Origin of the sequence: Flavobacterium sp. FlaQc-48 (assembly GCF_044007335.1) — a bacterium.
Classification (GTDB): Bacteria; Bacteroidota; Bacteroidia; order Flavobacteriales; family Flavobacteriaceae; genus Flavobacterium.
In genome coordinates, this window is sequence record NZ_JBIPCR010000015.1 from 12,664 (window position 1) to 35,292 (window position 22,629).

General features: G+C 31.8%; 21 protein-coding genes. 7 read left to right on the top strand and 14 right to left on the bottom strand.

The genetic code is table 11. The features are described from left to right. Positions 1 to 5: 5 nt before the first annotated feature. A complete protein-coding gene (locus ACHRWY_RS20270; protein WP_395357099.1) occupies positions 6 to 761 on the bottom strand; it encodes a hypothetical protein in 756 nt (251 codons plus the stop codon). A 9-nt stretch (positions 762 to 770) separates the two neighbouring features. After that, entirely contained in the window at positions 771 to 2,966 is a 2,196-nt protein-coding gene (recQ, locus tag ACHRWY_RS20275; protein WP_395357101.1) for a DNA helicase RecQ, read from the bottom strand. 86 nt (positions 2,967 to 3,052) lie between these two features. On the opposite strand from recQ, the gene ACHRWY_RS20280 reads away from it, so the two are divergent. From ACHRWY_RS20280 to ACHRWY_RS20300, 5 genes are all read left to right on the top strand, one after another. After that, positions 3,053 to 4,018: an SIS domain-containing protein gene (locus ACHRWY_RS20280; RefSeq protein WP_395357103.1), complete on the top strand. Its 966-nt coding sequence runs from the start codon at positions 3,053 to 3,055 to the stop codon at positions 4,016 to 4,018. Then, a complete protein-coding gene (gene tatC, locus ACHRWY_RS20285; protein WP_395357105.1) occupies positions 4,018 to 4,833 on the top strand; it encodes a twin-arginine translocase subunit TatC in 816 nt (271 codons plus the stop codon). The genes ACHRWY_RS20280 and tatC overlap by 1 nt, the downstream gene beginning before the upstream one ends. Continuing rightward, on the top strand, positions 4,826 to 5,176 hold the full coding sequence (locus ACHRWY_RS20290; protein WP_395357107.1) for a carboxymuconolactone decarboxylase family protein: 351 nt from the start codon (positions 4,826 to 4,828) through the stop codon (positions 5,174 to 5,176). Before tatC ends, ACHRWY_RS20290 begins: the two co-directional genes overlap by 8 nt. 169 nt (positions 5,177 to 5,345) lie before the next feature. Beyond that, positions 5,346 to 6,086 (top strand): LPS export ABC transporter ATP-binding protein, encoded by a 741-nt coding sequence (gene lptB, locus ACHRWY_RS20295; RefSeq protein ID WP_395357109.1) that lies wholly within the window; start codon positions 5,346 to 5,348, stop codon positions 6,084 to 6,086. 94 nt (positions 6,087 to 6,180) lie between these two features. Then, complete coding sequence (locus ACHRWY_RS20300) at positions 6,181 to 6,399, top strand: DUF5808 domain-containing protein (RefSeq protein ID WP_395357110.1); 219 nt, start codon at positions 6,181 to 6,183, stop codon at positions 6,397 to 6,399. A gap of 46 nt (positions 6,400 to 6,445) precedes the next feature. On the opposite strand, the gene ACHRWY_RS20305 is transcribed toward ACHRWY_RS20300, so the two are convergent. Continuing rightward, positions 6,446 to 7,303: a glycoside hydrolase family 25 protein gene (locus ACHRWY_RS20305; RefSeq protein ID WP_395357111.1), complete on the bottom strand. Its 858-nt coding sequence runs from the start codon at positions 7,301 to 7,303 to the stop codon at positions 6,446 to 6,448. A gap of 11 nt (positions 7,304 to 7,314) precedes the next feature. Continuing rightward, positions 7,315 to 8,025, bottom strand: a complete 711-nt coding sequence (locus ACHRWY_RS20310) for a CDP-alcohol phosphatidyltransferase family protein (protein ID WP_395357112.1) — start codon at positions 8,023 to 8,025, stop codon at positions 7,315 to 7,317. Between the two features lie 276 nt (positions 8,026 to 8,301). On the opposite strand from ACHRWY_RS20310, the gene ACHRWY_RS20315 reads away from it, so the two are divergent. Together ACHRWY_RS20315 and ACHRWY_RS20320 are read left to right on the top strand one after the other, a co-directional pair. Then, positions 8,302 to 9,285 (top strand): PorV/PorQ family protein, encoded by a 984-nt coding sequence (locus tag ACHRWY_RS20315; protein WP_395357278.1) that lies wholly within the window; start codon positions 8,302 to 8,304, stop codon positions 9,283 to 9,285. 36 nt (positions 9,286 to 9,321) lie between these two features. Further along, the gene (locus tag ACHRWY_RS20320) at positions 9,322 to 10,458 is read left to right on the top strand and encodes a DUF4105 domain-containing protein (protein WP_395357114.1); all 1,137 of its coding nucleotides are present in this window, start codon (positions 9,322 to 9,324) and stop codon (positions 10,456 to 10,458) included. 3 nt (positions 10,459 to 10,461) lie between these two features. On the opposite strand, the gene ACHRWY_RS20325 is transcribed toward ACHRWY_RS20320, so the two are convergent. The 10 genes from ACHRWY_RS20325 to ACHRWY_RS20370 are packed head-to-tail and all read right to left on the bottom strand — an operon-like array spanning position 10,462 to position 22,628. Further along, positions 10,462 to 11,856, bottom strand: a complete 1,395-nt coding sequence (locus tag ACHRWY_RS20325) for a sugar transferase (protein ID WP_395357116.1) — start codon at positions 11,854 to 11,856, stop codon at positions 10,462 to 10,464. A gap of 56 nt (positions 11,857 to 11,912) precedes the next feature. Further along, on the bottom strand, positions 11,913 to 13,265 hold the full coding sequence (locus ACHRWY_RS20330) for an O-antigen ligase family protein (protein ID WP_395357118.1): 1,353 nt from the start codon (positions 13,263 to 13,265) through the stop codon (positions 11,913 to 11,915). A gap of 15 nt (positions 13,266 to 13,280) precedes the next feature. Then, a complete protein-coding gene (locus tag ACHRWY_RS20335; RefSeq protein ID WP_395357120.1) occupies positions 13,281 to 14,366 on the bottom strand; it encodes a glycosyltransferase in 1,086 nt (361 codons plus the stop codon). Then, positions 14,363 to 15,481 (bottom strand): glycosyltransferase, encoded by a 1,119-nt coding sequence (locus ACHRWY_RS20340; protein ID WP_395357121.1) that lies wholly within the window; start codon positions 15,479 to 15,481, stop codon positions 14,363 to 14,365. The genes ACHRWY_RS20335 and ACHRWY_RS20340 overlap by 4 nt, the downstream gene beginning before the upstream one ends. Continuing rightward, the gene (locus tag ACHRWY_RS20345; protein WP_395357122.1) at positions 15,481 to 16,479 is read right to left on the bottom strand and encodes a glycosyltransferase family 2 protein; all 999 of its coding nucleotides are present in this window, start codon (positions 16,477 to 16,479) and stop codon (positions 15,481 to 15,483) included. The genes ACHRWY_RS20340 and ACHRWY_RS20345 overlap by 1 nt, the downstream gene beginning before the upstream one ends. 3 nt (positions 16,480 to 16,482) lie before the next feature. Then, entirely contained in the window at positions 16,483 to 17,226 is a 744-nt protein-coding gene (locus ACHRWY_RS20350) for a class I SAM-dependent methyltransferase (protein WP_395357124.1), read from the bottom strand. Then, entirely contained in the window at positions 17,210 to 18,289 is a 1,080-nt protein-coding gene (locus ACHRWY_RS20355; RefSeq protein WP_395357125.1) for a lipid II:glycine glycyltransferase FemX, read from the bottom strand. The genes ACHRWY_RS20350 and ACHRWY_RS20355 overlap by 17 nt, the downstream gene beginning before the upstream one ends. After that, positions 18,289 to 19,908, bottom strand: a complete 1,620-nt coding sequence (locus ACHRWY_RS20360) for a hypothetical protein (RefSeq protein WP_395357127.1) — start codon at positions 19,906 to 19,908, stop codon at positions 18,289 to 18,291. The genes ACHRWY_RS20355 and ACHRWY_RS20360 overlap by 1 nt, the downstream gene beginning before the upstream one ends. 3 nt (positions 19,909 to 19,911) lie before the next feature. Next, positions 19,912 to 21,456 (bottom strand): glycosyltransferase family 2 protein, encoded by a 1,545-nt coding sequence (locus ACHRWY_RS20365; protein WP_395357128.1) that lies wholly within the window; start codon positions 21,454 to 21,456, stop codon positions 19,912 to 19,914. Then, positions 21,456 to 22,628 (bottom strand): glycosyltransferase family 4 protein, encoded by a 1,173-nt coding sequence (locus ACHRWY_RS20370; RefSeq protein ID WP_395357129.1) that lies wholly within the window; start codon positions 22,626 to 22,628, stop codon positions 21,456 to 21,458. The genes ACHRWY_RS20365 and ACHRWY_RS20370 overlap by 1 nt, the downstream gene beginning before the upstream one ends. Position 22,629 lies beyond the last annotated feature (1 nt).

The window sequence follows — 22,629 nt, forward strand, 5'->3', positions numbered from 1 at the left end:
AGGGACTAATTGGTTGGAATTTCTATTGTTTTTATATAATCAGACAAAAAAACAAACATAAAAGAATCTAACTGTTTATCGGCTTTAAATTCGGCTTCTTTTTTCTTTAGAGCTTTATTTTCTCTTCCGGTTCCAGGATTATCAACTAAAATTTGACTATTGGAAATAGACTTTTCCAACATCATTTCTTTTAATTCTTTAGCTTTATTCCTGTACTCTTCTGTTCCTTTATAATATTTGAAATAATCTTTTTTGAATTTCTGAAACTCTTCTGCTGTAAATTTTTTCGACTTACTATTAATTCCGTCTTTTATTTCTATAAGATTATAGTTTTCATAAAGAGAACTATACCCCATATGAACATATTCAATTATTTTTCCCGATGCGCAAACTAATAAACCTGAATAAAAATCACAGTTAAAATTAGTTTTCATTCCAAAAATATCTTTATAAATAGAGATTAGATGAAAATCAGTTTTACCGTTGCTATTCTCTTTATAATCTTCCTTATAAATATTCTCAACAACCAGTTTCTCATCAATAAATTTAAAATAAGCAATATAACCTCTCCAATTTGCACTGGAAATAGTAGTTATTAAATTTTCAGGAATTGGATGTATCTTAAAATACTCTTCTAAGGGATTTGATTGTATTGCTAAAGTATCTTTTCCTATAATTAAATAATCCGGAACCTGCGCAGTTGCAAATAATTTAGCTGATACAAAAAAAAGAAAAAGAAAAATTACTTTCAAAAATCTCATAAAATCATTTTAGTTCGCTACTTCACTAATAAACTTAATTCGCATTAAGCGTAATTCGTCTATATCGTAATCACCGTCGAATTCTTTTAGCGCATCCTCGATTTTATCCGATTCTGATTCCATAAAGTAGTCATGAATTTCTTCCTGCTGATCATCGTCAAGCATATCGTCAACCCAGTATTTGATATTTAGTTTGGTTCCGGCGTAAACAATCTGTTCCATTTCTTTAATCAAAGCATCCATTGTTAAACCTTTTGCAGAAGCAATATCGTTTAATGACAATTTTCGATCTATATTCTGAATGATATATAATTTATTAGCAGAGTTTACCCCTGTTGATTTTACGACCAAATCGTCAGGGCGAATAATATCGTTATCTTCAACATAGCGACTGATTAAAGCTACAAATTCACCTCCGTATTTCTTTGCTTTTCCTTCACCAACGCCATGAATATTGTATAATTCCGTTAACGTAATTGGATATTTCAAAGCCATATCTTCAAGAGAAGGATCCTGAAAAACAACAAATGGCGGAACTCCCAGCTTTTTGGCTACTTTTTTACGCAATTCCCGTAACATTCCCATTAAAACTTCATCAGCAGTTCCGGATGATTTTGACGCTGTTACAATTGCCTCATCTTCAGACTCATTGTATTCGTGATCTTCAGACATGGTGAATGAAACTGGTTTTTTAATGAAATCCAAACCTTCTTTAGTGATTTTTACCACACCATACGTTTCGATATCTTTAGATAAATATCCGGCAACAAGAACTTGTCTCAATAATGCCATCCAGTATTTTTCGTCATGATCTGAACCTGAACCAAAAAAGGATTGTGTATCTGTTTTATGTGCTTTAATTACTGCATTTACACGACCTATTAAAGTAAACACAATTTCTTTTGATTTATAAATATGTTTGGTATCGCGAACAATTTCAAGCAATTTAACAACCTGATCTTTGGCTTCGACTTTATTTTTAGGATTACGAACGTTATCATCCATATCTGCCCCTTCGCCGGTTTCGCTATCAAATTCTTCACCAAAATAATGCAGCAAAAATTTTCGGCGTGACATTGAGGTTTCGGCATAAGCCACCACTTCCTGCAATAATGCAAAACCAATTTCCTGTTCAGCTACTGGTTTTCCAGACATGAATTTCTCCAGCTTTTCTACATCTTTATAAGAGTAATATGCCAGACAATGTCCTTCTCCGCCATCACGACCCGCACGACCGGTTTCCTGATAATAGCTTTCGAGTGATTTTGGAATATCATGATGAATTACAAAACGAACATCTGGTTTATCGATTCCCATCCCGAACGCAATTGTTGCCACAACCACATCTACGTCTTCCATCAAAAACATGTCCTGATGTTTGGCTCGTGTTTTGGCATCTAAACCTGCGTGATAAGGAACAGCGCTAATTCCGTTAACTTGTAAAACTTCGGCAATCGATTCTACTTTTTTACGGCTTAGGCAATAAATAATTCCGGATTTGCCTTTATGTTGTTTGATAAACCGAATAATATCCGATTCTATGTTTTTAGTTTTTGTCCGAACTTCGTAGTATAAGTTCGGTCTGTTGAATGATGCTTTAAAAGTATTGGCATCAGACATATCCAGGTTTTTAAGAATATCTTCCTGAACTTTTGGGGTTGCTGTTGCGGTAAGTCCAATAATAGGTACCTGGCCTAATTGTTTTATTATATTTTTCAGGTTTCGGTATTCAGGCCTAAAATCATGGCCCCATTCTGAAATACAATGTGCTTCATCTATAGCCACAAATGAAATTGGTACACTTTGCAAAAAAGCTACATATTCTTCTTTAGTCAAAGACTCCGGCGCTACATACAAAAGTTTGGTTAAGCCAGAAGTAATGTCTTTTTTAACTTGTGCAATTTCTGTTTTTGTGAGAGAGGAATTTAAAACATGCGCAATTCCGTTTTCTGAAGAAAGGCTTCTGATGGCATCAACCTGATTTTTCATCAAAGCAATTAAAGGAGAAACAACGATAGCTGTTCCGTCCTGAATTAAAGCGGGTAATTGATAACAAAGAGACTTTCCTCCGCCAGTAGGCATAATTACAAAAGTATTCTTTTTACTTAAAATACTCGTAATGACTTGCTCCTGCAAGCCCTTAAATTGGCTAAAGCCGAAATACTTCTTTAATTCCTTGTGTATTTCAATTTCGTTTGAATTCATTCTTTATATTAATGGTATTTTGTATAAATTTGCAACACATAAAGATACAACTTTCTTTTATACATACAAATTTTAAATATCCTGTTTTGATCACAAAAGAAAATATATTGGCAATTGCCAAGAAAACCATACTCTCTGAAAGTGAAGCAATTACAAAGCTAATTGATTTTTTAGACGAAAATTTTTACGAAGCTACGCAACGTATTTACGAAACTAAAGGTCGATTGATCGTTACAGGCATCGGAAAAAGCGCGATAATTGCTCAAAAAATGGTCGCTACTTTTAACTCAACTGGTACTCCATCGATGTTCTTACATGCTTCTGAAGCCATTCATGGCGATTTAGGCATGATACAAAATGAAGACATTGTAATTTGTATTTCAAAAAGCGGAAACAGCCCTGAAATAAAAGTTTTAGTTCCATTGTTAAAACGCTTTGGAAACATTTTAATTGCCATTACGGGCAATATAACTTCATCTTTGGCAAAAGGTTCTGACTATGTTTTGAATACAACGGTTGACATGGAAGCCTGCCCTATAAATTTAGCCCCAACAAACAGTACAACAGCACAACTGGTCATGGGAGATGCTTTAGCCGTTTGTTTGATGGAAATGCGTGATTTTAAACCTGAAGATTTTGCAGTGTACCATCCGGGAGGAGCATTAGGTAAAAAATTATTGCTTCGCGTAAAAGATATGATTGAGCATTCATTAAAACCAATGGTTACTCCTGAAACCTCTATAAAAAAAGCGATTTTTGAAATTTCAGAGAAAAGATTAGGTGTTACAGCTGTAATCGAAAACAACAAAATCGTAGGTATTATTACTGATGGAGACATTAGAAGAATGCTAAATGACAGAGATTCTATTGCAGATTTAACCGCGAAGGATATTATGTCAAAAAATCCTAAATTAGTATCTTCAGAAACAATGGCAGTTGATGCCCTAAATATTTTAGAAGATTTTTCAATAACGCAACTTATTGTTGCTGATAACGGCGAGTACAAAGGAGTATTACATTTACATGACATTTTAAAAGAAGGAATCGTATAATGGCAAAAAAAAACCTTGGCGAGATGTCATTTTTAGATCATCTTGAAGAATTAAGATGGTTGTTGGTTAGAAGTACAATTGCAATATGCATTATGGCATTTGTTACTTATTTTATTAGTGATTATTTATTTGATCAGATTATTTTAGGCCCAATAAGGCCTACATTTTTTACTTATGTCTGGTTTTGTGACTTATCTCATCAATTGGGTTTTGCAGACAGTATTTGCATCACTGAACTGAATTTCATTATTCAGAATACGGAAATGGAAGGACAGGTAAACATTTTTGTATGGATGTGTCTTCTTGCAGGTTTTATTTTAAGTTTTCCTTATATTTTATGGGAAATATGGAAATTTATAAGCCCTGCTTTATATGAGAAAGAACGTAAAAATGCAAAAGTATTCATCTTCGTTTCTTCGTTGCTTTTCTTTTTGGGGGTATTGTTTGGATATTATGTTGTAATTCCGATGTCTGTAAATTTCGTCGCAACTTTCTCTGTAAGTGATATTGTAAAAAACCAGTTTACACTGGAGTCTTATATGGGAATGGTCAAAACAAGTATTCTTGGCAGCGCCATATTTTTTGAATTACCCATCGCCATTTATTTCTTAACCAAACTAGGACTGGTAACACCTGCTTTTTTGAGAAAATACTGGAAATATGCTGTCGTAATTATTCTAATTATTGCTGCAATCGTAACTCCTCCTGATGTAGTAAGCCAGACTATTGTAGCGATACCAATGCTGATTATTTACGAAGTGAGTATCCTGATCTCGAGGATTGTTTATAAAAATAAATTAAAAGAAAATGTCTGATATCATAAACGAATTTAATGACTATCGTTCTAAAATGAACGAAAAATTACTTGCTGACAACAACAAAATTGTAAAGCGAATTTTTAATCTTGACACTAATGCTTATGCCCCCGGAGCTCTTGACGTAAAAACGAAGGAACTTTTAGGATTAGTGGCATCGGCAGTTTTACGTTGCGATGACTGTGTAAAATACCATTTAGAAACCAGCCACAAAGAAGGCGTTACTAAAGAAGAGATGATGGAGGCAATGGGAATTGCAACTCTTGTTGGAGGAACAATTGTTATCCCTCATTTAAGAAGAGCTTACGAATTCTGGGAAGCCTTAGAAGAAAGTGAAAAGTAGAAAATGTGACAATTTGATAATTCATTGAAAACGCAATAATTTGTTAATTCATTTATCTGATTGATTTTTTTACTTTTAATTTGTCCCTTCTAAATAAATTTTAAAATTGAATTTGAGTTATTTTTTTTTAACTACCTCATTTTCTAATTATCTAATTATCCAATTAAAAATGAAGCTAAGAGCCGATAATTTAATCAAAACCTACAAAGGACGAAGTGTCGTAAAAGGAATTTCTGTTGAAGTAAACCAGGGAGAAATTGTTGGACTTTTGGGACCAAATGGTGCAGGGAAAACAACTTCTTTTTACATGATTGTGGGATTGGTAAAACCAAATTCCGGCAACATTTACCTTGACGATTTGAATATTACCGACTATCCGATGTACAAACGTGCACAACAAGGAATTGGTTATTTAGCTCAGGAGGCATCCGTATTCAGAAAATTAAGTATTGAAGACAATATTCTGAGTGTTTTGCAATTGACTAAACTCTCGAAAGAAGAGCAGGTTAAAAAAATGGAAAGTTTAATTGAAGAATTCAGCTTAGAGCATATTCGCACCAACAGAGGTGATTTGCTTTCGGGAGGTGAACGCCGCCGAACTGAAATTGCACGTGCCCTGGCAACAGACCCGAAGTTTATTTTACTCGATGAACCTTTTGCAGGAGTTGACCCTGTTGCAGTTGAAGATATCCAAAGAATTGTAGCCCAATTAAAGAACAAAAACATCGGAATTTTGATTACCGATCACAACGTTCAGGAAACTTTAGCCATTACAGACAAAACTTATTTAATGTTTGAAGGTGGAATTCTGAAAGCCGGAATTCCGGAAGAATTAGTTGAAGACGAAATGGTTCGCCGTGTTTATCTTGGACAAAACTTTGAACTTCGTAAAAAGAAACTTGAATTTTAAGGAAGTTATATGTGAATGGTAAAAAGTGAATTGTAAATTACTTTTTACCATTTTTTCTTTTACACCAAAAATTATATTTTACCTAAATTACAGAATGAAGCCAGAAAAACCAACTCAGGAAGATTACGATAATTGGCATAAAAACCCAAACAATTGGTATCTGGGCTTCTTTTATTATAATCCAAAAGACAAAAGATTATTGCCTCCAAAAAGAATACAATGGATGGGTTACACCGTTAATTTTGCTAATCCTTATTCTGTATCACTTTTATTACCTGTATTCATCATCCTGGCTCTGATTTTGTCAAAATAAATCAGATTGTAATATATTGCAAACTGCCCGCTATTGCGACTAAAACTTATTCAACAGTTATAAATTGTAATTGCTCTAGATCACCGTTATAGATATTCACATCAACTCTGTGTTTGATTCCCGGCAAAGATGCTTTTTCTGTGAATTGCCAGAATAACCAATCATCTTCAATTTTTTCTCTGTAGAAATTGTAGTTGGCAATCCAAAATAAATATTCCCCAAATTCTTCTTTCAGGAAATCATCGTAATATCGTTCTCCGGTATAAATTATAGGGCGAACCTGATAATGTGCCTCGACTTTATTGAGCCAACGTTTCAACCCCTTTTTCAAACTGTCCAAAGGCTGGTTCTTTGGTAATCTTTCGATATCTAAAACCGGCGGTAAATCACCTTTTTTTAATTTTACTGTTTTAATAAAAAGATTCGCCTGCTCGATTGAATTTTCGTTTGGACGATAATAATGATAGGCACCACGCATGATTTTATTTTCTTTAGCACCTTCCCAATTTCGTTTAAATTGTCTGTCAACCCTGTCATTTCCTGCAGTTGCCCGAATAAAAACAAATTTTACCGGATATTTTTCATCTAAAATTTCAACCTCATCCCAATCCACATTTCCTTGAAATTCAGAAACGTCAATTCCAACTACTTTTCCCTTATGATTTTCTAAAACTTTGATATTTCGAACATCCGAAAGATGTTTATCTACCTCATCTTCATCTAAAACCTTATTTGATTTAAATCCGAGGTAATAAGCCAATCCATCACGATAATGATAAATTGTCCCTAAGAAAAGCAATACCAAAAAAGAGTATACAATAAAGCGAATTACTTTACTAAAAAAAGAGCGGCCTGGTTGAACTTTACGGGAATAAGAAGTTCGTCTTGTCGTTTTTCTTGCCATTCGAATAAAAACTACTTTTTCAAAAACATATTATTTACTATCGAAAGTAAAACGTAAAAAATAATGATTAAAGGCACTGCTCCAAATTGAAACAATAAAAGCAAAACAAAAGAAAGAGCCAGAAATACAATTTGCAAAGCATTATCTTTTAAATTAAACTTTTTAATTTTTAAAGAAAACAAAGGGATTTCGGCATTCAAAATATAAGCGCTACACAATGTAATTGCTAACAAAATCCATTGATTGGTTAAAATTTCAAGTATTATTAAAGAATCTGAGAATTTCAGAACCAAAGGCAAACTCAAAATAAACAGCGCATTTGCCGGTGTTGGTAAGCCAATAAACGAATCTGTTTGACGGGTATCGATATTAAAATTAGCCAAACGGTAGCAAGATCCCAAAGTCACGATAAATCCTAAAAAAGGAATAGCAGGACTGGTTCCCAATTCGTGTGCACTATTGACAAACATAGAATACATGACATAGCCGGGAGCAACTCCACTGGTCACCATATCAGCCAGGGAATCTAATTGCAATCCAAGTGGACTTGAAACTTTAAACAACCTGGCAAAAAAACCATCAAAAAAATCAAAAAAGATTCCTAAACAAACCATGTAAAAAGCCATTAAATAATTGCCCTCTGAAACAAAAACAATAGCGATACAACCACAAAATAAATTGATTAGTGTAATTAAGTTAGGAATGTGTTTTTTAATATTCATCTTTTATAAAATTTGATAATGGTAGGGGACAAATTTAGCATAAATAACGGTTTCTAAAAGGCGTTTTCAAAAGAGTTTTTAATTTGAAATTCTGACTTTGGCAATATTTATCAAAAGGAATAAATTTCCTGCGTAAAATATTATATTTTTGGTAAAAATTAAAACAGACTCCGGTTTGCTAAAAAATATCCGTTGAAGAAAATCTTAGTGCTTTTATTGTGTTGGAGTTGTACGCTACAGTATGCGCAAACTGTTCGAAAATATTCGAATGAATTTATGAATATTGGTGTGGATGCTGCTGCTTTAGGGATGTCGAGTGCGGTTACTGCTTCTACCAATGATGTAAACGCTGTTTATTGGAATCCGGCAGGTTTAACAAATCTGGAAGATCATCAGATTTCATTAATGCATGCGAATTACTTTGCCAATATTGCGCAATACGATTATATTGGATATGCAAGCCCTATTGATGACAGAAGTGCGTGGGGAATTTCGATGATTCGTTTTGGGGTTGACGATATTATGGATACTACTCAATTAATCGACAATCAGGGAAATATTGATTACAACAGAATTAGCTTATTCTCTACTGCTGATTATGGCTTTACTTTTTCTTATGCCCGAAAATTGCCTGTTGATGGTTTTCAATATGGTGTAAATGCAAAAGTAATCCGACGAATTATTGGAAAATTTGCCAATTCATGGGGTTTTGGTTTTGATGTTGGGTTACAATTTGAACGAAATGACTGGAAATTTGGATTAATGCTTCGTGACATTACTACTACTTATAATGTATGGAATATTGATGAGAAAGAGTATGCAAAAATTGCCAACGCTATTCCCGGAGAAAACAATACATTACCTGAAAGTACCGAAATAACGTTACCAAAAGCGCAATTGGGGATTTCTAAAAAATTTGACTTTCATTATGATTACAGCCTTTTAGTTGCGACCAACTTAAATATGCGATTTGAACAGACTAATGATATTATTTCTTCAAAAGTAGTAAGTATTGATCCTGCGCTAGGTTTTGAATTTGGCTATACTGATCTCGTTTTTTTACGAGCCGGAGCCGGAAATTTTCAGAATGTAACGCAATTAGACAATACCGAAAAACTAAATTTTCAGCCTAATATTGGCTTAGGATTTAAGTATAAAGGAATCCAAATCGATTATGCTTTAACTGATTTAGGAAATCAAAGTGCAGCTTTATATTCAAATATTTTTTCTTTAAAAGTAGATTTAGGTATCTTTAGATAATTTTTACAACTATTAAACTTCTTAAAATTTTAAATTATGAAAAATGTCATTTTCAAAAAAGCACTTTTTAGTTTATTATTATTACTAAGTTTTATTGGTTTTGGCCAAAATGTACCGTTGTCAAAAGAAGCCAATATAAGTGTTATCACTTGCGGACTAGGCAATGAAAGTTACACTTATTTTGGTCATACTGCTATTCGCGTTGCTGATCCGGTTAACAATCTTGATGTTGTTTACAATTATGGAAATTTTGATTTCTCTACGCCCAATTTTGTTGCTAAATTCGCAAAAGGCGATTTGCAATATTTTGTTAGTGTACGATCATTTTCTGATTTTATAAACGATTACACTAGTGAAAAAAGGAGTGTTTTTGAGCAAAAACTTCTTATTCCGCAGGATTCAAAACAAAAATTATTTGACAATTTAAACAGCACTGTTTTCTCTGAAGATCGTTACTATACTTATAAATTTATTGACAAAAACTGTACTTCGATGGTTGTTGATGTTATCAATAAATCCCTGAATGAAAATATTATAACTAAAAAAGGTGACACTGATAAAACATACCGATCGATTCTATTTCCTTATTTCGACGGACATTTTTATGATCAACTGGGAACAAGTATCATTTTTGGGACAAAAGTCGATCAATTGGGAACCAAAATATTTTTGCCTTTTGAGTTAAAGAATAGCTTAGAAAAAACGTCCTTTCAAAATCATCCTTTAGTAGCCAAAAGTACAACATTCCTAAATTTTGAAAAAGAAACACCCGGTTCGTGGTGGAATAATGTATACACGTATCTTTTTATTCTGCTTTTTGTTGTTTTGGCGCACAATAAGATAGTGGATAAAATCTATCTTTTAATTTTATCGTTAGTAGGAATCTTTTTTGTTGCTGTTGGATTTTATTCACTTCACCAGGAATTGGCGATGAATTATAATGTGTTATTATTTAGTCCGCTTTTATTGATTTTGATTCTTTTCTCTATTCTTAAAAATAAAAGATGGACGTATCGATTTGCCGTCTTGCATCTGCTTTTTTTAATCGTTTACACTATCTTCCTGATCAATAAAGCGCACTTTTGGATCGTTTTACCAATGATTATCACAAGTGGATTTGTTTTAGTACGAGTAGCTATTCGAAACAAAAAACGTATTCCAATTATTATTTAAAAATCATTGCCCACGGTAGAATAAAACAGTAGTAATAGTTTTAAACGTAATGCTTAAATCAAGAAATATACTGCGATGTTTGATGTAATACAGATCGTATTGCAATTTGATTAAGCTTTCCTCAATAGATTCTCCATAAGAATAATTGACTTGTGCCCAACCTGTAAGTCCGGGTTTAATAACGTGCCTTGTTTCGTAAAAAGGCATTACACGGGCTATTTCCTCAACAAAAAAGGGCCGCTCAGGTCTTGGCCCAATAACCGCCATATCTCCTTTTAGAACATTAAAAAACTGAGGTAATTCATCTATTCTTGATTTACGCATCATTTTTCCAAATGGGGTAATCCTTACATCATTTGAAGTTGCAAAAACAACCCCGTTAGATTCCGAGTTTTTAACCATGGTTCTAAATTTATAAATTTCAAATATGACACCATTCTTACCTACTCTCTCTTGTGTGTAGAACAAAGGACCTTTATTTGCCAATAGATTCCCAATAAAAATGAAAGGGATAAAAAGCACACAAATTATTAAACCACAGAAAGAAAATATAAACTCCAGTAAACGCACAAAAAACAAATATAATTTATTGTTATTACTTCTGCTAAAAGGGAAAAACCGATAAAAATCCCTTGCTATATAATGCACCGGAATACGTTGTGTTTTACTTTCATAGACCTGGGTATACTCACGAATAACATTTCCGGACTCTAATAAATGAAGTAGTTGCTGGTATAAATCCGGAGTGATTCCGTCTGTTTTCTGAGAGGCAATTACAATTTCTGAAACCTGGTTTTTAATTACGAAAGTTTCTAAATCATTCTTTTTAATTTCTTTTACATAATGAAAATTAGAATCTTCTTTTGAAATTGAGTCTGAATTTACAAAACCAATAATTCTATAATGAGGATCGACATTTTCAAGTCCCAGAACCAGTTCTTCAACCTGATTCTGATCACATATTAAAACGACATTTTGAGAAAATCGGTGAGATGCCAGAAAATAAACATAAAATAAGCGCCATAATAATAAGGTAATTAGTATTGTGGAATAAAATATGAGTATAATTAATCTTTGTTTGGGTAATTCCGGAGATAAAACCGGTGTAAATAAATAGGCTAAAGCCGAAGAAGTTGCAGTAAAAACGACACTTTGAAGAATTTGTAACTGATTACTGGCAACCTGCAAATTATACATTTCAAATATTACTCCGAAAGCATAAACGTAAACGAGTAACAAGACCATACTTAAAGAATTGTTCCGGTCAAAAACAAAATAATGATAATCAAATACTAAACTCAGTATATATAGGGCCAGTAAAATAAAAATAGCATCAAAAATAAGAAGCAGTATTCTTCTTTCCGAAATTTCGAAATGCATTTTAAAATTTGAAAACATTTATTCAGTTTGTTAGGGGCTTAAACTTGAGGCAAATGTATTATAAAAAATAGAACTTAATCGACGGAAATTTCTGTTTTTTCGGGAATTTTTACCTGGACAAAAAGGAGCGATAATGCGTATACAAAAGCCGGCGCTGCGGTACGCATTGCGGCGTGGTTAATGGTGAGTAACCAAAACATAAAAAAAGACAAAAAATACAAATGCTGTCTGTTGTTTACATAAACAACAAAAGGAGTCAAGAAAAGTATTAAAAGACCAAAAATACCAAACAAACCATGTTCACTTAACATACGGGTAATCTCATTGTGAGAAGCTGCATCTTCCCCGCCAAGCGTTTCTTTTCGAATTTCTTTACCCATACCGGCTCCAACGCCAAAAATGGGATTTTCTATAAAAAGTTTTAATTCCTGATTCATAATTTGTTCTCTTCCTCCCAAACGATCCTTCTTTTGTCTGCCTCTGGCGTCTTGGTTAGCGTAACGCTTTTCGATAAGTCCATTAGTTTGAAAAGAAGAATACGTCCAAATTGCAGCTGCCATAGTACCTGTAAGGATAAAAACCCATATAAACTTACTTTTTCCTCTAGAATTTGAATAAACATATAATAACAGCAATAAGCAAACAATCATAGCTACTGCCGTTATCACTCCTCCTCTCGAAAAAGTAACAATCCCTCTATAAGTTACAAAAATCAATAAAACTGCATTTAAAAGAATTATCCTTTTTGATTTTGAGAATAGTATTAATTGTGTAAAAAACACAAACATTCCTAAACCCAATGCCGTAGAAACCTGATTGGGGCCAAATCCTCCGGAAGTTTCGTAATTAGATTGTGTCCCGGTTACTACATCTCTAACGCTCGGATTAAATAAAAACAAATATACGGTTGTGCTTAATATTGGTAATCCCATAGCAACCAGCACATTCTGCAAATCCGAAAATAAAATTTTTCTTTTAAACATGTATATTGAACATATCGCGAGACATAAAGGACCAGATAAATTAAAAACTAATGACTTTTTAATATCTATAGAGGTATTAAAAGCTGTAGATGTAATTAAAATACCGGGAATCAATAGTATCAGGAAAAACCAATATATAAATGCATTGGTTGAGAAATTGCTATATACCATGCCTAATAGCATGAAAAAAATCACATTAACCTTTACAAATTCATTATTAAAATTCCCACCGGTCATTCGTAAAAAAACCTCAACACCAACTAAGTATGCAGCGACTATAAGAACCTCATTGTTTGCATTCTTAGTTCGATAAACAACAAAAAAGCCCACAATTGGAATTAAAAGAGCATATATTTTTGATAAAAAAGGAACTGCAAAAACAACTAAAGCTATTACCGCATGAATTATGAGTAAAAAGCTATAAGACAATTTTGTGTTTTTCATTTTCGTTTATTATTTTCAAACAGTAAAAGTAAGCAAAGATCTCAACCATAAAATATACTCTTTGACAATAATTGTTTCACTAAAATTGAAATGAACTTTCCGATTTAATGATAAAGCCATATCGTCTCTAAAACTTTTAGATAATATAAATTTTTCAATTGCACCAACAAATTCATCTAAGTTACCTGATTCCACCACTAATCCTTCTTTTTCAGAAGTAATTACTTTTGAAATTTCACCTACGTTTGTAGCAACTACAGGCAATTTATATAATCCGTATTCTAAAACAGCTAATGGAAGCCCTTCTGAAAGAGAAGGTAAAACTGCTATCTGACATTGTTCTAATGCAGAACTAACATTATTAGTTGTTCCGTAAAAGAAAACAGTTTCAAGAAGGTCTAGTTCCTTAACTTTTTTCTTTAATCTATCAGAATACGAATCCTCAAAATCTTTTCCAAAGAAATGAAAAGTCCAATCTGGAAATTTATCTTTTATCAAATTCGCAGCATCTATCAATAAGTCATGATTTTTTTGTGGACGCAAATTCGCTACACAAATAATTCTCTTATCAATCGATCCTTTTAATATCTGCTTTTCATTCGCAACAACATGAACTATAAAATTGGGCAAGTATACAATATTGGAACACCATAAATAAAACTTTGCCCAATCTTTTAAAGCTGAATTTACGGCTAGTATACCCGTAAAAAAAAGAGATCCTATTTTTAAACTTAAATTTTTTCTGGATGCTAAATCTTGTGAAATACCGTAATGGTCGTGCCAAATAATTTTGATTTTTGGCCAAGTGAGTTTTACTAAAACTGCAATAAAAAAAGAAGAACTGTGAGCATGAATTACATCTACCTGATTCTTTTTTAAATACTTCCGTAATCTAAAAACAGCCTGAAAATCTATTTTTTTCGTTTTCTTTAAAAATAAATAAGAAACGTTATCTTCAATTTGTTTTAATAACAATCCCTCTTTACGAGATACAACCAAACCTGAAAACTGTATTTTTTCTGATAACGCATTTGCATAATTAACTGCCATGCGTTCCGCTCCACCTGCATCTAATGAATCTATTATTTGTACAATTCTCATTTGTAAATGAGCTTTTTAATTTCGGTTTCAAAAACGTCTGTTGTATAATCTTGCGACCATTTAAGAGATAAACTGCTTTTTCTAAAAAAAGCTTTTTCATCTTTAAGTATTTCCTTTATTTGATCTGCATCTTCATCTAAATTCATTTCTAATAAAAGACCTCTATTGCCGTAATCTAACATAAACGGAACACAGGAAACTTTACTTGCAATAGGCAGGCAACTCCAAAACATCCCCTCGGCAATTGCTTTTGGCCAACCTTCGCTTTTTGAAGGTAAGATTACGAAATGACTTTTTTGATAAGCTTTTTTTAGTGTTTCTTTATCTTTATTTCCGTGCAAAATGATATTTTTTTCTAATTTATTTGTTTTAATATAATTTTCTAAATAAATCCCTTCATTACCTTCTCCAAATAAACTCAACGATGTATTAAAACCTTTATCCAATAATTTCTGAATTAACTGTATAGCATACAATGGGTTTTTACCGGGAGTGAGGCTTCCTACAAACATAAATTCGATTGTATCGCTAAAGTCTCTTTTTGTAATAATTCTTTTTTCAGACTCTGAGTAAGTAGCTGTAAAAAAAGGTTTAATATTTTTTGATTGATTATCCCAATTTCCATAAACTAAAACGTGCATATTTCTAGTCAGGAAAGTATTTTTTAAAATCCATTTTTGAATTTTATAAGTATAAGGTTGCCTGCTTTTAGGATCCCAATTTCCGGCATATTTAGCTGTTTTTGATTTATTTGGAAACAAAATCTGGACAAAACATCCTATTAAGCCCATATTACCGGGGCAACGCAAATGAATATGATCTGCATTTTTCATAGCAATAAATACGTTCCAAAAAATCACCGGCAATTTAAAAACGGAACGTAATGTATTATTGAAACTGGTAAAACTAAAGTCCGGTACTTTTCTAAAATCAATTTTCTCTTGTTGGTAAGCGATATCTATTGCTGTTGGCTCCCCAATTTTTAATGGAGCAACAATAATTACCTCATTAACATATTTGAACCAAATATTCATTTCGCGAATATAAGGGGCGTATCCAAAATATTCATCAGCATGCTGAATATGATTAACATGTGTAATTATGGCAAATCTCATTATTTAATATTTGGTTTATTAACTAATAGACACAGAAAACCAGTAACTCTTCCTAATGTTTCGCTAAGAGCCGCCTTTTTATTTTTTTCTGTCAATATGTTTGTAAACCTTATTAGGGTTAATAAAATTGTAATGAGGCTCCACTTCATTCGATCTTTAAAAACCGGATTCGGATTTTTCACCCGCCAGACATACCATCCATTTCTAACTACCATTTTACCATACTTATATTGATTTGGACGTCCTGACTCTGCATGAAAATGCGATAAATGGGCATTGGTATTGATAACATTTTTACCAAATTGTAAAGCTCTCAAACTAAAATCAGCATCTTCATACAAACCATATCCTTCAAAAAAATTAGAAAATTTAATATGATCAAAAACAATTTTTCTAAAAGACATTGACATCCCTATCAATAAATCGACATCATACACTTTTCCTGTAATTGGAAATCCGGAAGTTCTTCCATGCGAGTAACCCGGCATTTTACCTGAACCTAAATCTGATGCAAGTTTTAAATAATTCCTGACTACATTTCTTAAACCTTCCTTATAAAAATATCCTTCAAACAGATAATATTTTTTAGGATTATAGAAAACATTGGCTTCCTGCTGTTTCCATTTATATTCATTAATTGCCAAACCTCCAACACCAACAATATTAGGGTCTGTTTTGAATGTAGCTATGATTTGTTTAAAGTAATCTCTTTCTAAAACAGTATCATCGTCTAAAAAACAAACAACCTCAGAATCTGTATTTATTTTAGAGATTCCGTAGTTTCGTTGTTTTGTTAGGCCTCGATTTTCTTTAGAGACCAGAAAATAATCTAAATTATGAAACTTACTTTCGTCTAAAATAGTTCTTGTTTCATCATTAATGGAACCATCAATTATAATAATTTGATTTGGATGTAATACTTGTTTTTGAACCGATTGCAATAAAGCAAGTAATGATTCCGGACGCATATAAGTGCAAATGATCAATGAAAACTTCATCTTTTAATATTTTGTTGCAAAAAAAAGTAAATTGTTAGACCCTCTTAAACGATCATAGGCAAATCCTTTTTTTTCAGAGAACTCAGCTAATGAAATGATTTCAATATTTTTAAAATTATTATCATTTAAATGTCTGTACAAATCTTTTTTAGTAAAATAGTAACCTCCAAATCTCAATCCTTTAAAACCGGTTAATCGATAACCTACTTCGTTTTTTAAAAATGGTTTTAAAAATCTTCTCATTAAAAAATACCCTGTTTTCTGAGGGGTTCCTATTTGATTATGAACTACACCAATTATACAGCCTTTATCATTTAAAATTTCATATGAATTTTTAAAAATTTTATTTCTTTGTTTTTTATCTGTGACATATGTTAACATATTATTCATAATAGTCACCACATCAAATGCGTAATCCTTACTTTCAAATTTTGCAGCATCAACCACTTGTGTAATTACTACATCTGTAAGTTCCCAATTAATTAAATTCTCATTGCATTTCTTAATCATGTTTTCAGCAATATCTGAAGCAAAAACATGCCCTACACCAATATGTTTTATGATCTCAGGGATTTCTCTACCTGTACCACAGCCAAATACTTTGGCGCTTAGCTTTTTCTTGCCCTTTAAGTAAGAAACTACTTTTTCATACAGGAAAACTTCATAATTTGCAGAAGAAGAAACAGATTGATCTTGTGTCGCGATTATATCCTGATTTTCCCAAAAAACTTTATTTTCTACTTTCACTTTTGATTTTTTTAATTGATGCCAAAATTTTTGCCATTCTACTTTTATACGGTTTCAGATATTTTTCAAAAAATACATAAATAGAAAATAATATTCTATTGTTTACTAAATAATATATTGAATTCCCGGCTAACATTTGCTTTGTGTTAAAACCATTTTTAAACTCCTGTACTCCTTTTGGTCCGCCTAGCGATAAATTATAACCTTCGCACTTCTCCAAAAATGATAGCTTTATCGCCTCCCATTGTAACAAATGTCCAATAAGCAGATCCGGTTTTTCTTTTTTGGTACCTCCAAAAATATAACTATAATATCCTCCTGCTTTTATTATTAAAATAGCCCCCTTTAGCTCATTATCTTTACTTCCTGTAATAAACTTAGCATTATCTTTTTCAATTAAGGCAATTATTGTATCCTTTATATCATTCCAGTCCCTAAGTGCATAATTTGCTTTTCTGGCATTTTCTAAACACATTTCATATGCTTGCTTTATTTCATTATGCCCTGAAGCATAATTAATTGTGATTTGTTTCCTTTCTGCACTTCTAATATCACGTCGAACAGATGACTTAAAATCAACAAGAAGATCATCAATTGTATTATACTTTTTTAAATCCAGCCAATTTAAGCCTGTAAAAGAAAAAACATATTTGAAACGATTTCCTTTTTTAAAAATATTATTTTCTAAAAACTTGTTATAGTTTACTTGTGCCCCAGTTCCTGCTAAAGGAAATGCTAATTGCAAATAACATGTTTTTATTTTTTTTGCCCTAAGCGATATCGCTCCTATAAGTTTCTGTAAAATGAAGTTATTATCATTTAAAGCTAAAGGCTGATAAGGAACAATATAAAATTTAAAGAATAGAATTTTCGGAATTACGGCGCCAAAACCTCCAATTATTTCCTCGTTCTCTACCAATATCCCAATCTCAAAATCAAAACCATAAGATTGATAAGACTTTAACCAATCTGAAAAAATTAAGTGGCTTCCGTTATTATTTGTACTAACAAATTTATCCCATTTATCCAGCCAATATTTATCCTTTGTGAAAAAAATACTCATCAGACGAATTTTCTAAAAATTAAACCTGAATCATTTTTAACAAATACAAATCCATTAGAATCTATATCCAGAACTACTCTTTCAAATCCTTTCCAATACTCAACTAACTCTGTGAGTGTTGGATTCCAAATTTCCCTGCTTTTTATTTTTTCAGAAAGGCTGTTGAATCTTTCTTCTACTTTCAGATCTATTTCTGTTGGAGAAGAAAATAATTTACCCATATGATATTTCATAGGAACAGAAAAATAGGTATGAGCTATAAAAACACCTTTTTCACTTATTAGTGATTGCAAATTTTGTTCTGATAATGATTTTTTAAAATCCAGCATTTCTACAGTCTGAAAAATATAAAATTCATTTTCTGCAATGCTGTGTTTAAATAAAATTGGAGAATATTTTGCTAACTTATAAGGTTTGGTTTTATTAGTATTCCAAAATAAAAAAACTAAAAAAATGGACATACTAAGCTTAAACACATCTTTTGCTAAGGGAAAAATTGATTTTAACTTCTTCTGAAAAAACACTTTTTTAAAGTTAGATGCTGTGTTTTTATATCTCAAAATCAGATCTTCTTCATTGTAATAATGAAAAATAATATTCTTAATCATGAGCTGCGTTTTTTTTAGCCCACCCAGGTTTTTATTTCCTTTTAAAAAACTGGATAATGTAAAATGCATCGTATTGAACTGATTCAACACACCATTAGTTGCCGTTCCGGAATCTATATAGTTCCAGAGAGTATTAATTTTTTTTTCCTGTAAAATCTGTAGATAATTATTTTCGTCAAGATTGTTGCTTTTAAACAAAGAAAAATTATATGGCTGATACCCGTGATCTATCCAAACTTTAATATTATTTAATGGAGGGATAAACAGACCAAAATCTTTAAAACTTTCAGTATCTGATTTTATAGATTGTGAAAGCGAATGATAGCATAATTCATGTCCATCCTCATTCCATTTTAAAAGCTCTTCTTTTTGATTTTGAAATGATGCATTATCTTCTCGTTTTGAAAAATGATTCAGGAAAAATCCTTTTGTTATTTTTACCTCCTGTTTCTTGAAAAACTTTCTTTGAATTTCTAAGTTCTCCGGGGTATCAAAATCACAATGATCAGTAAAACAAGCAATAGCTGTAAAAGGTTCTTTTGACCTACTAAATTCAAGGGCTTCATTTTCAGGAAATAATAATGTAGGATTTGTGTTAATATCCAGCTTTTGTTTTGCTGAAGAAATTGTCTTTCTATTTTTATTCCCCAAATAATTTGTAATTGGAGAAGCAAATTCAGGATTAAATCGCCACAGTAGAACTTTTGGTGTTTTATGGTTTATTTCCCAGATACCGATTGTAAGGTTAGCCTGAATTATCTGGCCATTTTGAAGTTTTACAATTTTTGGACTAAATTGGTTTGCAATATAGGTTTTATTACATTTCTTCCATATATAATCATGATCCCTGAATTCTGACACGGGTTCTGAAAAAGTAAATTTTATATCAAATGAATTATAATCTGAAAGGTCAAATAAAGACAGGTCTACAGCAAGTTTAGCTGACTGATGTATATCAAGCTCAACTTCGTGATTCCCTAACGGGGTTATGATCGTTATGAATTGTACCAAAACTTATACTTTATTTTTCAATTGATTTGCCCAATACATACTTTGATTCCATTGTTTATTAAAATATAATAAATAACGGATAGGATTTTTTATAGACTGAGATTTATAAAACTTAATAAGCAAGGTAGTTTTATATCCTTTCATTTGCTCTTTGCTTAAATTCAAAATTTTGTACAGCATTACTGTTGGCGAGGGTTTTGGCTGAATTACATCATCTTGCCATTGCAAGACCGGTTTAGTTCTAAAGCCTCCTACCGGGGCTTTGAGATGTAAAATTTCAGGCTTTGGAATGTAAATAATATCTAAACCTGCGTTGCGTAACTGCATTCCAAAATCTGTATCTTCACCATAGCCAAATTCAAATCCTTTTCTATAAGTAAGATTCTCTAAGAACTTATGTTTTACGATACTGCAACCTGATCCAAAAATTTCCCATTGTATTTCTTTTAGATACTTTTTATTACGATCATAATCTCCTTCATAACAGGCAAAGGTAATTTCCTGAAGTCCAAATTTACGTATTTTGATAAATGCCTCTTTCAAAAACGAATTATTAATTCTAATGTCATCATCAGCCATAAAAACCCACTCATTCTTTGTTTCAGCTAAACCTAGATTCCTTGCATTACAAGCACCTGCCTGATGGGTAAAAATGTGTTTTATTTCAAAAGGCCAACTTTCGTTTCGAAGATAATTAAGTTCAGAAACACTTTCTAAATTAGGATTTTGCTCTATAATAATTATTTTTTTAGGCAAATGTGTCTGTAAAGAAAAATCTTTCAAAATATCATACAAAAAATCTTTCCTCCCAATAGTTGGAATAATAACGTCTATATCTTCTGTTTCAATTGTTTTTTTAGAAGACTTAACTTCTATGGTACTTAAAACTTCTTTTTTTAGATTTCTTTTCGAATAAAATAAGCTAAAAACTAAAGGCAAAAAAGCAAGCTTTCTTTCGTATAAAAATAAATTCAGAAACAATAAAAATACCCAATGTGCTTTATAATGTTGCTTTACAAATTGAAATAAAACGTATTTGTTATTTTTTCTAATTTGAGTTTCATCAAAAAACCCCCTCAACAAAAGTGGTTCTGAATAACAAAAAAGACCATTATCCATGGCTAATTTTGCTATAGAATGCAAAAAATATTCAAAATTATCTGATGTTGGAATCGAATTTTTCAATTCTAACAACACTGATGCATGAAGACCTCCTGCGCAACTGCTCATTTGCCATGTTGGGTACGTAACTTTTTTATTGACTTTTATAAATGGTGATTCTTCAACATAACCAATAGCATCAGAAAGTAAGAAATTAGCAAATGGATTATAGGAAGCCATAATTTTTTTATGATGAAAAACATCGTGAATCTCAGACAAGTTCAGATTTGATTTTAAATCATAATGACACCAAACTAATAATTCGTTGGGATTGCACACAGCAATTTCAACAAGAACATTTAAAACATTGTTAGTTGAAAAATTAAGGTTTTCTTTTTCGCTAACTGCCTCTACCACTTTATTATTGTGATGATAAATAACAATCATTATCTGTTTTGGTGTTGATTGATTATTTTCTGATAAAATTCAATATTTTCAGTTACAATCTTATTAATATCGAATTTATCTTCTACTCTGGTTCTGGCCTGTTCTCCTATTTTTAAACAAAGCGAATCGTCTGTAAGTAACTCCGTAATTCTCTTAGCAAATAAATCATGCTCTGCAGGATGCACTAAAAAACCACTTTCTCCATCCACAATAAGCTCCTGAGCCCAACCAATACTACTATTCACTACTGCTTTTTGCATCGCCATAGATTCTATGGTTACCATGCCTAAAGTTTCTGCAAAAGTTGGAAACACACAAACATTTGCGTTTTTAATATAATTCTCAACTTCGTTGTATGGAATTTTCCCCAGATACTCCACATAACTCAAATCATCATCTTTAAATTGATTTTGCATCAATTGCCATGTTGAATTTGAATTTGTTTTTATATCATAAGCATCACTCCCAATTAAAACCAGTTTTGCCTGAGGAAATTCTTTATGTACTCTATTAAAAATTTCAGGTAACTCTAATACCCCTTTTTTACGAATTAGAGTTCCTACGTACAAAATCAATCCTTTTTCATAAACTTTAGGAAAAGCGTTTGTGAAATTCTGCAATTCTATTCCGTAATGAATCGTTTTTATTTCTTTATTTTTTAATTTAAAAATTTTCCGGGAGAGTTCACCTGCAAAAGTCGTTGGTGCAATAAATGCTTTTGCCTGATTTAAGGCAAGTTTTTCAGACCAGTAATTTTTAAGCTTTTGTTTTCTGTTTTCTAAATTACAGAAATAGGCATCGCTGCCATGAAAACGGATTACTAATGGAATTTTGAATTTCATTAAAGCTGTTATTCCTGTCCAATCAGGTGCTTCAATAATATTTATGCCTTTTTTAGCAATTGTTTGATTTATGATTTTTTCTATTTTTTTTCTATTAAAATAAAATTTAAAAAAAGGAAATTGACTATTCGTTAAGCTATAAATCGTTACATTATCTTCTTCAAGAATAAATTCTTTTTTTTGACCATATATAAAAACTGAAACCTTAATATCCAACACATTCAGTTTCTCGACTAAGTTGTAAACACTTGTACCTAAACCACCATCATGACCAAAAGCCTTATGTGGATAATGAGATACTATATAGGCGACATGTAATTTTACTGCCATA